This is a genomic window from Promicromonospora sp. NPDC050880, assembly GCF_044456525.1.
Lineage (GTDB): Bacteria > Actinomycetota > Actinomycetes > Actinomycetales > Cellulomonadaceae > Promicromonospora.
Genome location: NZ_JBITFV010000005.1, coordinates 36,407 through 48,747 on the forward strand (window position 1 = coordinate 36,407; position 12,341 = coordinate 48,747).

Sequence of the window (12,341 nt, forward strand, 5' to 3'; positions counted from 1 at the left end):
GGTGCGGATCGACGTCTGGTTGTGGGCCGTGCGGCTGACCAAGAGCCGGTCGGTCGCGGCCGAGCTGTGCCGCACCGGCAGGGTCCGGATCAACGGGAAGGTCGCCAAGCCGTCGGCGCCCGTCGCCGTGGGCGACCGTGTGACGTGGCGTGACCCGCTCCGCGACCGGGTGATCGAGGTGGTCGAGCTGCTGCCCAAGCGGGTCGGCGCCCCGATCGCGGTCCGGGCGTACCTGGACCACAGCCCGGCGCTGCCGACGCGCGTCGAGCGGGAGGCGGTCGGGCTGCGCGACCGCGGCACGGGTCGTCCGACCAAGCGGGAACGCCGCGAGATCGACCGGCTGCGCGGCCGCCGCGAATCCTGAGAAATGCCCGGGTGATTTCTCTCCGTTTTCGGAGTTTCGCCTGATCCGGGGCGCTACGTTCACGGCATACCCCCTGCCGCGCGCAGGTCCCGTGCGCCCGGAACCCGGGCGCCCCAGCCTGGAGTATCCATGCATCCACGCACCCGACGCCTGTCCAGGACCCTGGCCACGGCCACCGCCCTGGCGCTCCTGGCGGCACCCGGCACGGCGGTCGCCGTACCAGGCCCCGCCCCTGTTCCGCCGGCCGCTCCCGGGGACGCACCCCGCGGCGCCGCGGACGCCGCCGACGCCTCCGGCACCGCCGCCGGCCGGGTCGCGCCCGGCGCCGTCGACCCGGCCGACAAGATCGCCCCCGCCGCCGCGAAGGCCTTCGCGACCCGTGGCACCACCGACTTCTGGCTGCGGTTCGACGACGAGCCCGACCTGTCGGCCGCCGCGGGCATCACGAGCTGGTCCGAGCGCGGCCAGTACGTGTACGACACGCTCACCGCCGCGGCCGAGTCCGCCCAGGCGCGCACGATCGCCGCCCTGGAACGCTCCGGTACCGAGTACACGTCGTACTGGGCGACCAACGCGATCCTGGTCGAGGACGGTTCGCTCGACCAGGCGGTCGAGCTCGCGGGCGCCCCCGAGGTCGCCGAGGTGCGGGCCACGACGCAGCACGCCGTGGAGGAGCCGGAGACGACACAGGCCGCGACCACGGCCGCGGCGGGCGCCCCGACCTACGGCATCAAGGCGATCAACGCCGACGACATGTGGAACCAGGGCTTCACCGGCGAGGGCATCGTCGTGGCCGGCCTGGACACCGGCGTGAGCCGCTCCCACCCGGCGCTGTCCGCGCAGTACCGCGGCGCGACGACCACCAGCAACTACAACTGGTTCGACGCCGCCCACGTGGGCGCCACCACGCCCCGGGACGACCACGGGCACGGCACCCACACGATGGGCACCATGGTCGGCACCGGCAACGGCACCACGAGCATCGGCGTGGCCCCGGGCGCGCGGTGGATCGCGGCGAACGGCTGCGCCGACGCCTGCCTCGACTCCTGGCTGGTCGCGGCCGGTGAGTGGATGCTGGCACCGACCCGCGCCGACGGCAGCGCGGCCGACCCGAGCAAGCGGCCGCACATCGTGAACAACTCGTGGGGCATGTCCCGCACGAACGACCCGTTCATGGAGGACGTCATCACCGCCTGGGAGGCGGCCGGCATCTTCAGCACCTGGTCCAACGGGAACGACGGCGAGTGGGGCTGCGAGTCCTCGGGCAGCCCCGGGGCGCGCCAGGCGTCCTACTCGGTCGGCGCGTTCTCGTCGGCGGGCAGCATCGCCGCCTTCTCCTCGCGGGGCCCCGGCCAGGGCGGCGCCGTGAAGCCCGACATCGCCGCGCCCGGCGTCGACGTCCTGTCGGCCGTCCCCGGCAACGGGTACGAGCGGTGGTCCGGTACGTCCATGGCCGCCCCGCACGTCTCGGGCGCCGTCGCGCTGCTGTGGGACGCGGTGCCCGCCCTCGTGGGCGACGTGCCCCGGACCCGCGCGATCCTCGACGGCGCGGCGCACGACGTGAACAACACGGCCTGCGGCGGGACCGCCGACGACAACAACGTGTGGGGCGAGGGCAAGCTCGACGTGCTCGCCGCGTACGAGCTGGCCCAGGAGGAGTCGTTCACCGACACCCCCGCGCCGACGGTCTCCGGCGACGCCTACGAGGTGGGTACGCCCCTGACCGCCACGGTCGGTACGTGGACCCCTGCCGCGACGCTCAGCTACCAGTGGCGCCGTGACCTCGACCCCGCCGACGGCCGGCCGGGCGCGATGATCTCCGGGGCGACCGGGGCCACCTACACGCCCAAGGGCCGGGACGCCGGCGCGGCGCTCTCCGTGACCGTCGTCGGCACGGCGGACGGCTACATCCCCACGGCCGTGACCAGCGCGCCGACACCTGTCGTCCAGAAGACCGCGATCAAGGCGGCCGCCCCGACGATCAGCGGGACCGTCCGCGTGGGCAGCACGCTGCGGGCGCTGTCCGGCACCTGGACGTCCGGCACGCGGTTCACCTACCAGTGGAAGGTCGACGGGACCGCGATCTCCGGCGCCACGAAGTTCACCTTCACGCCGCGCGCCGCCGACCGCGGCAAGCAGCTCACCGTGACCATCACCGGTTCCCGCCGCGGGTACGACGGCGCCGCCCGGACGAGCGCGGCCAAGGCCGTCGGCTACGGGGTGTTCACGCAGACCCGCCCGCGCCTCGTCGGATCGCCCGCCCCGGGCGGCACCGTCTCGGTGTCGGCGCCGCCGTCCTCGCCGTCGGCCGCCACCACCACCTACCAGTGGCGGGTCGACGGCCGGGCGATCAGCGGTGCCACCGGGTCCTCCTACCGGATCCCGTCGACCTGGAAGGGCCGCACCCTCTCGGTCTCGGTGACGCGCAAGCGCACCAGCTACACGACCAAGACCGTCACCTCGACCCAGCGGGCCATCGGCACCCGGTTCTCCTCCGTGCCGACGCCGCGCATCACGGGCACCGCGCGGGTGGGGTCCACCGTGCGGGTCGCCGCGGGCACCTGGCGGCCCGGCGCGTACGTCACCTACCAGTGGTACTCGAACGGCGTGCCGATCGCGGGCGCCACGGGGACGACGTACCGGATCGCCGGCGCGCACGTGGGCAAGCGGCTGTCGGTCGTGGTGACCGGCCGCAAGTCGGGCTACGCCACGACCGACAAGAGCAGCACCTCGGTGCCGGTCTACCAGCCCGCCGACACGGTGCCCGCGGACGAGTGGTGGTACGTGGGCCGCTACGGCGTACCGGCCGCCACGTACGTGGCCAAGAACACGAAGGACTGCGTCTGGGAGCGCCTGAACGACGCCGACGTGGTGCTCGGCGCGGACTGGGGCTCCGGGCAGCGCGTCGCCACCGCGAAGTCGACGGACGGCTCGTTCCGGTCGATGGACTGCGGCACCTGGGTGCGCCACTACCCGGGCATGGTCACCCCGCGGAACACGACGCCGAAGGACGGCGTGTACGTGCTCGGTGACCAGCTCGAACGCGGCACCTACGTGACACCCGGGCCTGCCGCGGCCGGCGAGACCTGCTACTACGCGTTCATCAAGGAGTTCACGGGCCTGGCGAACCGGTCCAACCTGGCGGGGCACCGCATGGTGGACGAGGCCACGACCATCACCATGCCGTCGACGGCCAAGGGCTTCGAGACCGCCGGCTGCTACTGGTACCGCGTGAGCTGACCCCCCGTCGTGTCGGACGTACGGGCCACCGGGGTGGCCTGTACGTCCGACACGTTCCCGGGCCGGCGGGCGGTAGCGTCGTCCGCATGACGACCGCCGACCGCATCTCCGCGCTCCTCGAGAAGCACCCCGTCTGGGACGGGCACAACGACCTCCCGTGGGAGCTGCGCGAGCAGTCCTTCTACGACCTCGACGCCGTCGACGTCGGCCGGCGGCTCACGACGACCCACACCGACCTGCCGCGCCTGCGCGAGGGCGGCGTCGGTGCCCAGTTCTGGTCGGTGTACGTGCCGTCGACGCTCCAGGGCGGGGCCGCCGTCACCGCCACCCTCGAACAGATCGACTGCGTGCACCGCCTCGTCGAGCGGTACCCGGACACGCTCCGGCTCGCCCTGACCGCCGCCGACGTCGAGCAGGCGTGGAGCGAGGGCCGCATCGCCTCCCTCATGGGTGCCGAGGGCGGTCACTCCATCGACGGCTCCCTCGCCGTCCTGCGCATGCTCCTCACGCTCGGGGTGCGCTACATGACGCTCACGCACAACGACAACGTGCCCTGGGCCGACTCCGCCACCGACGAGGAGGTGCTGGGCGGCCTCTCGGCGTTCGGCGAGGACGTGGTGCGCGAGATGAACCGGATCGGCATGCTCGTCGACCTCTCGCACACCTCCGCGGGCACCATGCGCCACGCGCTGCGTGTCACGCGGGCCCCGGTGATCTTCAGCCACTCCAGCGCCCGCACCGTCTGCGACGTGCCCCGCAACGTGCCCGACGACGTGCTCGGCACCCTGGCGACCAACGGCGGCGTCTGCATGGTGACGTTCGTACCGCAGTTCGTGTCGCCCGCCGTGGCCGCGTGGCGTGCCGAGGGTGCGCAGGCCGCGGCGGCGGAGGGCATCCGGAGCGCCGACATCGGCGCCTTCGAGCCGTTCGTCGCCCGGTGGCAGGCGGAGCACCCCCAGCCGCGCACCACGCTGTCCGACGTCGTGGCGCACGTCGAGCACGTCCGCGAGGTCGCCGGCATCGAGCACGTCGGGCTCGGCGGCGACTACGACGGCACGCCCAGCCTGCCCGAGGGCCTCGAGGACGTGACCGGCTACCCCCGCCTGCTCGCGGCGCTCGCGGAACGGGGCTGGTCGGACGCCGACCTCGGCCGGCTGTGCAGCGGCAACGTGCTGCGCGTCCTGCGGGACGCGGAGGCCGTCGCGGACGGCTGACTCAGCTGGGGAGCTGGACCACCTTGCGCTGGAAGCCCAGGGCCACCTTCTGCAGGGACTCCAGGGGGTCCTGGTCGTTGTGGTGGCTGATCTGCCGGAGCATCGACCCGGACGAGGCGAGCAGGGCGACGATCACGTCGCGCGCGTCCTCGCGCGTCTCGAGCGCCTCCTGGAGCAGGTCCTGGACGTGTGGTGACTTCAGGCCGTCCTCTTCGGGATCGAGCAGAGCTGTCAGGAGCGCGATCGACAACGAGCTTCCGTGGATGCTTGCCATGGTGGTCTCCCCCCGGTCGGGGCCCGGGTCCCCGGGCATCAGCCACCCCGCGGGCTGGCCCGCGGGGTACGCGTCCGACGCCCCACCCCCGCGGCCTCGGTCGTGCACCCCTGTGTACCGCAGGTCAAGACGTCGCGCCTGTTGACGGGGGTGAAAACAGCCCTCAGTCGTGCAGGATCAGCTGGAACACGACGTGGTCCTGCCAGTCGCCCGCGATCTTCAGGTAGCTCGGCGCGTAGCCGATCTTCTCGAAGCCGACCCGCTTCAGCACCGCCTGCGAGGCCGTGTTGTGCGGCAGGGTGGCCGCCTGCAGGCGGTGCAGGCCGAGGCCGTCCCGGGCGTGGGCAGCGAGGGCCTCCAGGGCGCCCGTCATCAGGCCCCGCCCCGTGTACCGGGCGTCGATCCAGTAGCCGATGTGGCCGTTCTCGAAGGCGCCGCGCACGATGTCGGTGAGGTTGAGCCGGCCCACGATCTCGCCGTCCGGCGCCTCGAGCACCGTGTACAGCGCGTTCCCGTTGGTGTTGGCGAGCACCTGGACCCACAGCCGGTCCTTGTGCCACTGCTCGGTCCAGAACTCCTCGGGCCGGGCCGGGTCCCACGGTGCCAGGTGCTCCCGGTTGCGGATGTAGGCGTGGGCGACCGCGACGGCGTCGTCCTTGGTCAGCTCGCGCAGCGTGACGCCGTCGGCGAGGGGGGTCTCGAAGGGCATGGCGCCACTGTAGGTTCTCGCCGGCTCGTTGGGGAGGCACCCGTCGGACCAGTAGGTTCGTGCCCTCGCGTCGGCCAAGGATTCTCAGTCTCGTGTCGGCGGGCGCGAACTGGCGGGCCGGCCGGGCTTCGTGCCGGCCGGCCCGCTGCGGGGGTGAGGTCCGCACCGGGATCCCCCACCTCGGCAGGACCCGCGCCAGGACGTCGTGGCGCGGGTCCGGCCTGCTACTTCACGAGGTAGGCGCGCTTCACCCTCTCCTTCACGGTGTTGCCGGCCTGGTCGGTGGCCTCGGTCCGCAGCGAGATCGCGGTCGCGCCCTGCGGGGCCTTCACCCGCGCCACGCCGCCGGACAGCTTGGCCGCCTTCCAGGTCCTGCCGTCGTTCGCGGACCACCAGAACCTCGTCGCGACGGCGCCGTCGGCACCCTCCACCCGCACACCGATCGTCGTGTGCGCCGGTGCCCTGCCGGTGGTGCCGATCCCGGCGACGTCGTACCGGACGTCGAGCATCGGGCGCTCGTACGGGTCGTCGAACGACCACTCGCCGGGCTCCGCGCGGAACGTCCACTCACCGCGCACTCCGGCGCCGGTGTGGAAGACGCCGGACGGGAGCTTCCCCGTGTACGTCATCGCGTAGTCCGCGCCGGCGTCGGGGACGACCAGTTCCGCCCCGCCCTCGGTGGTGTCGGCGACCACCTCGCCGTCCTGACGCACCACGAGCCGGCCGGTCCCCGACCCGACCTCCGCGTTGCCCGCCGCGTCCGACCAGCCCGAGGCATCGACGAGCATGGTGTTCTCCGCCTGCGCCACCTCGGCCTGCGGGGTGCGCGGGGACCCGCCGATCTCCAGGGTGTTGCGGCTGCCGGGCTTGTACTCCCTGAGGTCCGACCGGAACATCGCCACAGGCTCTCCGCCCTTCTCGTACGACACGTCGCGGGTCCACTCCACCCCGTCGGCCGTCAGATAGTCGGTACGGGTTCCCGGCACCGTGGGGAAGGCGTCGTAGGGCGTCGGGAGACCCTCCAGGTTGCCCTCGGCCAGGCCCCCCCACTGCGCGTTGAGGGTCGCCCCGGACACCGGCTTGTGGTGCGTGACCTTGACCGCGGCGAGGTCCTTGGCGCGGGCCTTGAACGTCCCGGTCGTGACCGCGGTCTGCGGGAACATCAGGTTGTAGGTGTACGACGGCGGCTTGGCGCCCGTCACCGGTTCGGACAGGTGCCCCTCGACGGTGACCCGGTGTTCACCGATGGTCGCCGCGGGCGTCTTCCCGAGGTACACCTTCGAGGTGCCCGACGCGAAGATCGCCCCGGAGACCGCCGGCACGCCGTCGACGGTCCGCTCGACCAGCACCCCGGTGCCGACCGTCTTCGTGGCCTTCGGGGCCTTGATCGATACCGGCATCGCCCTGCGCGCGTCCAGGGTGACGGTCATGTCGCCCGTCACCCTGAGCTGGGGAATGTCGGAGCTCACCAGCTGCGACACGTCACCGTCCGCGTTCGTCCGGTACTGGAACCGGGTCAGGTCGTAGGTCCCGGCGGGGAGCTGGTGCACCCCGTCCTCACCGTTCTCGGTGTAGTCCGAGACGTTGTAGCGGCCTTCCAGGTCGTCCAGCTTCACCAGGCTGTACTCGGTGATGCCCCGGTGCGGCTTGCCGTCGCGCCCGATCCCCTTGAGGGTGACGTCGAACAGCTCTGGCCCCTGCTCCCAGCCGATCGGCGTGCGCACGGTCGCGCCGTCAGCGCCCGTCGCGAGGATCGTGCCGCTGTACTGACCGGCGTCCCCGGCCGACTCGTCGAGGGTGACACCGACCGAGGCGGTGCCGCCGGCGGGGACGGTCACGCTGTTCTTGTCGAGCGTGATGCCGGTGGCCGTCGCGCCCTCCTCGTCCGTCGCCACCACCGTCAGGTCCAGCGTGACCGCGGCCTCGGACAGGTTGCGGTACCGCACGGACCGTGACGTCGTCCCGTCGTGCGGGAACTCGAGCTTCCCGAACGACACCGACGCCGGATGCGCCAGCACCTCCTGCTCGGTCGCCGAGGGGATGTGCAGGCGACCCGAGCCCACCTCGAAGACGGACCCCGGCACCGGGTCTGCCGACCCCATGAGGATCGCCTTGGCCTGGAGGGGCCGCAGGTCCGGCTGGGCCTGCAGCAGTGCGGCCGCCGCGCCCGCGACGTGCGGCGTCGCCATGGACGTGCCGCTGTACTCGACGTACGGATCCTTCGTGCCGCCGCCGGAGCGCGCCGCGGCGATCTCGACGCCCGGCGCCGCCAGCTCCGGCTTCACGGCGCCGTCGATCCGCGGCCCGCGGCTGGAGAACTCCGCGAGCTGGTCGGCGTCGTCCACCGCGGCGATCGTCAGGGCCGACGCCGCCGCCGCGGGATAGCCGATCGAGTCCACCGTCCCGGCGTTGCCCGCCGCGACGACGAACAGCGTGCCGTGCTCCGTGGTCAGGCGGTTCACCGCCTTGGACATCGGGTCCTTCCCGGAGGACTCCTCCCAGTCCGAGCCGAGCGACATGTTGATCACGTCCGCACCCTGCTTCGCGGCCCACTCCATGCCCGCGATGATGTCCGAGTCCGAACCGGTGCCGTCGTCACTGAGCACCTTGCCGATCATGAGGTCGGCGTCAGGCGCCATGCCCCTGTTCGCGCCGTCCGAGGCGATACCGGAACCCGCGATCGTGGAGGCCACGTGCGTGCCGTGGCCGTCGGCGTCCTGGACACCGCCGGAGCCGGAGAAGTCCTTCTTCGCGACGACGGCCCCCTTCAGGTCCGGGTGCGACTCGTCGATGCCGGTGTCCAGCACGGCGACCTTGACGCCCTTGCCGGTGAAGCCGGACTCCCACGTCTCCGGGGCGCCGATCTGCGGGGCGGACTCGGCGTCCAGGGCCTCGGCCCTGCCGTCCAGCCACACCTTCTCGATTCGCGGGGTGTCGTCCGCGGCCGTCGCCGACGTCGTGGACACGTCGCCGTCCTGTGCGCGGAGCGTGTCGAGCAGGTCGGTGCCGGAGGCGCCGCCGACGTCGGCCGCGACCACGCCGGCCGACGTCAGCGTCCGCTGCGGCTCCACGCCCGCGGCCTGCCAGTCGGAAGGAGCGGCGAGTGTCGCGGCGCCGCCGGTCACGGCCTGCTCGACCAGCACCGGGAGGGTGTCCCGGTCGCCGTAGCCGGCGTCGGCCAGCCCGGCGACGTCGAACAGCCGCTTGTCGAGCTTCGTGTCGATCAGCCCCATGACGTCGGTCGGGATGACGTACAGGTGGTCACCGTCGATCCGCTTGCTGAAGGCGATGCCCTCACGACCCTCGGCGTGGCGGATCGACACGGTGCGCCGGCCGTCGGTCCCGGTGGTGACGGTGACGCGGTCGCCGGTCAGCAGCGTGACCGTCACCCGTTCGGTCTTTCCGGCCGCCGAGGTCGACGTGACGCCGGCGGCGGGTTCCTGGGATGTCGTGGCCGAGGCACTGGTGAGCGCTCCTCCGCCGACGACGAGCGCGACGGCGAGGGCCGCGGCGGCTGTTGCTCTGGTGTGCACGAGTTCTTCCTTCGCCAGGTCCGACGACGCGGCCGCCGGACTCCCCCTGTTGACAGCGTCGAAGGTAGCCACGTCCGCCCTGGCGATGGGCCGCTTTAAGGGTCATCCGGGGGAAAGATCAGTTACGTCCCTGATAGGGGTGTCAAGCGGTCGGTGTGATCGTCTCCGCGATGGCCCTGATCGGCGCAGGGGTCGCCGACGGGACGGTGACCGAGGCGCGTCGGCATCCGCCCCCGGGTGATGCCGGGCATGCCGGGGGAACTTTTCGGCAGTCCTCGGAGTTGAGTGAGATGGACTCAACTTTGCGGCGGTGAGCTTGCTTCCCGTCGGACCCCGACCTAAAGTTGAGTGCAGAAGGCTCAATCTGTCGAGGAAGGCAGGCAACATGGCACGCGCAGTAGGTATCGACCTCGGCACCACCAACTCGGTGGTGTCGGTTCTCGAGGGTGGCGAGCCCACCGTCATCGCCAACGCGGAGGGCTCGCGGACCACCCCGTCGGTGGTCGCGTTCTCCAAGACCGGCGAGGTCCTGGTCGGTGAGGTCGCCAAGCGTCAGGCCGTCACCAACGTGGACCGCACCATCTCCTCGGTCAAGCGCCACATGGGCACCGACTGGACCGTGGACATCGACGGCAAGAACTACACGCCGCAGGAGATCTCGGCCCGCATCCTGGGCAAGCTCAAGCGCGACGCCGAGGAGTACCTGGGCGAGCCCGTCACGGACGCCGTGATCACCGTCCCGGCGTACTTCAACGACGCCGAGCGCCAGGCCACGAAGGACGCCGGGCAGATCGCCGGCCTCAACGTGCAGCGCATCGTCAACGAGCCCACCGCCGCCGCGCTCGCGTACGGCCTGGACAAGGGCAAGGAGGACGAGCTCATCCTCGTCTTCGACCTCGGTGGCGGTACGTTCGACGTCTCCCTGCTCGAGGTGGGCAAGGACGAGGACGACTTCTCGACCATCCAGGTGCGCGCCACCTCCGGTGACAACCGCCTCGGCGGCGACGACTGGGACGCCCGCATCGTCGACCACCTGATCAAGCAGGTGAAGAACTCCTCGGGCGTCGACCTGTCCAAGGACAAGATCGCGCTGCAGCGCCTCCGCGAGGCCGCCGAGCAGGCCAAGAAGGAGCTCTCGTCCGCGACGAGCACCAACATCTCGATGCAGTACCTGTCGATGAGCGAGAACGGCCCCATCCACCTGGACGAGAAGCTCACGCGCGCTCAGTTCCAGCAGATGACGCAGGACCTCATCGACCGCACCAAGGCGCCGTTCCACGCGGTGATCCGCGACGCCGGCATCTCGGTGTCGGACATCGACCACGTCGTGCTCGTGGGTGGGTCCACCCGCATGCCCGCCGTGACCGACGTCGTCAAGGAGCTCACCGGGGGCCGCGAGCCCAACAAGGGCGTGAACCCGGACGAGGTCGTGGCCGTCGGCGCCGCGCTGCAGGCCGGTGTCATCTCCGGTGACCGCAAGGACGTGCTGCTGATCGACGTCACGCCGCTGTCCCTCGGCATCGAGACCAAGGGTGGCGTGATGACCAAGCTCATCGAGCGCAACACGGCCATCCCGACCAAGCGCAGCGAGGTCTTCTCCACGGCCGACGACAACCAGCCGTCCGTGGCCATCCAGGTCTTCCAGGGCGAGCGCGAGTTCACCCGGGACAACAAGCCGCTGGGCGTCTTCGAGCTCACCGGCATCGCCCCGGCCCCCCGCGGCGTGCCGCAGATCGAGGTCACGTTCGACATCGATGCGAACGGCATCGTGCACGTGTCCGCCAAGGACCGCGGCACGGGCATGGAGCAGTCGATGAAGATCACCGGCGGTTCGGCCCTGCCCAAGGACGACATCGACCGCATGGTCAAGGACGCCGAGGCGCACGCCGAGGAGGACAAGAAGCGGCGCGAGGAGGCGGACACCCGCAACCAGGCCGAGGCCTTCGCCTACTCCATGGAGAAGCAGATCGCGGACAACCGCGACAAGCTTCCGGCCGAGGTCGTCACCGAGGTCGAGGCGGACATCGCCGCGGTCAAGTCCGCGCTGGAGGGCGAGGACGCCGAGGCCGTGAAGACGTCGTACGAGAAGCTCGGCGCGTCCTCGCAGAAGATCGGCGAGGCGCTGTACTCGGCCGAGCAGCCCGCGGCGCAGGGCGCCCAGGGCGGCCCGCAGGCGGCGAACGCGCAGTCCGCCCCTGACGAGGACGTCGTCGACGCCGAGATCGTGGACGACGAGGACGAGCGCAAGTGACCGAGGAGAACCCGCAGGGGACCCCCGAGCCCGAGGGCTCGGGGGAGCACCCCTTCCAGTTCACGGACAAGCGCAAGGTCGACAGCTCCGGCGACGAGGCGCGCCCGGCCACGCCGGGCGAGCCCGCCGCGGCGGGCGCGGAGACCCCGGAGGAGTCCGCCCCGGCGGACCAGCCGGGCGAGGCCGCCGGCCAGGAGGGTGCGTCGGACGACCCGCTGGCGGGGCTCGACTTCGAGCCCTCCGGTGACGCCGGCGAGGCCGTAGAGGTGCTGAAGGCCAAGGCCGAGGCAGCCGAGCACCTGGACGCGCTGCAGCGCGAGCGGGCCAGCTTCACGAACTACCGCAACCGGGCGCTGCGCGACCAGGAGGCCGCGCGGGACCGGGGCGTGCAGGACGTGCTCAGCGCCCTGCTGCCGGTGCTCGACGACATCGAGCGTGCCAAGCAGCACGGCGAGCTGGACGGGCCCATGGCCGCGATCGCGGAGAAGATCGACCAGAGCCTGCAGAAGTTCGGCGTCGAGCGGTTCGGCAAGGTGGGCGAGGAGTTCGACCCCACCGTGCACGAGGCGCTCATGCACTCGACCGACGCCGACGCGTCGGCCACCACGGTGAACCTCGTGGTCGAGCCCGGGTACCGGATCGGCGAGAAGGTGGTCCGGGCGGCGCGCGTGGGTGTCGTCGGACCGGAGTAGGTCTCGTCTCCCGGAGCCGGGCACGCCCTGACGGCGTGCCCGGCTCCGGGAGCACAGTGCGGAA

At 71.9% G+C, this 12,341-nt stretch carries 8 protein-coding genes; 5 read left to right on the plus strand and 3 right to left on the minus strand.

Going from position 1 to position 12,341, the window contains the following annotated elements:
* Position 1 precedes the first annotated feature (1 nt).
* From ACIBBF_RS10840 to ACIBBF_RS10850, 3 genes are all read left to right on the plus strand, one after another.
* The gene (locus ACIBBF_RS10840; protein WP_397413106.1) at positions 2-364 is read left to right on the plus strand and encodes an RNA-binding S4 domain-containing protein; all 363 of its coding nucleotides are present in this window, start codon (positions 2-4) and stop codon (positions 362-364) included.
* A gap of 129 nt (positions 365-493) precedes the next feature.
* A complete protein-coding gene (locus ACIBBF_RS10845; RefSeq protein ID WP_397413108.1) occupies positions 494-3,604 on the plus strand; it encodes a S8 family serine peptidase in 3,111 nt (1,036 codons plus the stop codon).
* 86 nt (positions 3,605-3,690) lie between these two features.
* Positions 3,691-4,818 carry a dipeptidase gene (locus tag ACIBBF_RS10850; protein WP_397413109.1) on the plus strand — a complete coding sequence of 376 codons (1,128 nt, stop codon included), beginning with the start codon at positions 3,691-3,693 and terminating at the stop codon, positions 4,816-4,818.
* Between the two features lies 1 nt (position 4,819).
* Here ACIBBF_RS10850 and ACIBBF_RS10855 read toward each other — a convergent pair whose 3' ends face one another.
* From ACIBBF_RS10855 to ACIBBF_RS10865, 3 genes are all read right to left on the minus strand, one after another.
* On the minus strand, positions 4,820-5,092 hold the full coding sequence (locus ACIBBF_RS10855) for a hypothetical protein (RefSeq protein ID WP_397413111.1): 273 nt from the start codon (positions 5,090-5,092) through the stop codon (positions 4,820-4,822).
* A 163-nt stretch (positions 5,093-5,255) separates the two neighbouring features.
* Positions 5,256-5,801, minus strand: coding sequence for a GNAT family N-acetyltransferase (locus tag ACIBBF_RS10860; protein ID WP_397413113.1), 546 nt, complete (start codon positions 5,799-5,801; stop codon positions 5,256-5,258).
* Positions 5,802-6,025: 224 nt separating this feature from the next.
* Positions 6,026-9,334, minus strand: coding sequence for a S8 family serine peptidase (locus tag ACIBBF_RS10865; protein ID WP_397413115.1), 3,309 nt, complete (start codon positions 9,332-9,334; stop codon positions 6,026-6,028).
* 385 nt (positions 9,335-9,719) lie between these two features.
* Here ACIBBF_RS10865 and dnaK point away from each other — a divergent pair, with 385 nt between their 5' ends.
* Complete coding sequence (dnaK, locus tag ACIBBF_RS10870) at positions 9,720-11,585, plus strand: molecular chaperone DnaK (RefSeq protein ID WP_397413117.1); 1,866 nt, start codon at positions 9,720-9,722, stop codon at positions 11,583-11,585.
* Complete coding sequence (gene grpE, locus ACIBBF_RS10875) at positions 11,582-12,277, plus strand: nucleotide exchange factor GrpE (protein WP_397413119.1); 696 nt, start codon at positions 11,582-11,584, stop codon at positions 12,275-12,277. Before dnaK ends, grpE begins: the two co-directional genes overlap by 4 nt.
* The last annotated feature ends 64 nt before the right edge of the window (positions 12,278-12,341 follow it).

Coding starts and splice junctions, on each gene's coding strand:
- ACIBBF_RS10845 (WP_397413108.1), top strand. CDS start 494: ATGCATCCACGCACCCGACGCCTGTCCAGGACCCTGGCCACGGCCACC.
- ACIBBF_RS10855 (WP_397413111.1), bottom strand. CDS start 5,092: ATGGCAAGCATCCACGGAAGCTCGTTGTCGATCGCGCTCCTGACAGCT.
- ACIBBF_RS10860 (WP_397413113.1), bottom strand. CDS start 5,801: ATGCCCTTCGAGACCCCCCTCGCCGACGGCGTCACGCTGCGCGAGCTG.
- ACIBBF_RS10850 (WP_397413109.1), top strand. CDS start 3,691: ATGACGACCGCCGACCGCATCTCCGCGCTCCTCGAGAAGCACCCCGTC.
- dnaK (WP_397413117.1), top strand. CDS start 9,720: ATGGCACGCGCAGTAGGTATCGACCTCGGCACCACCAACTCGGTGGTG.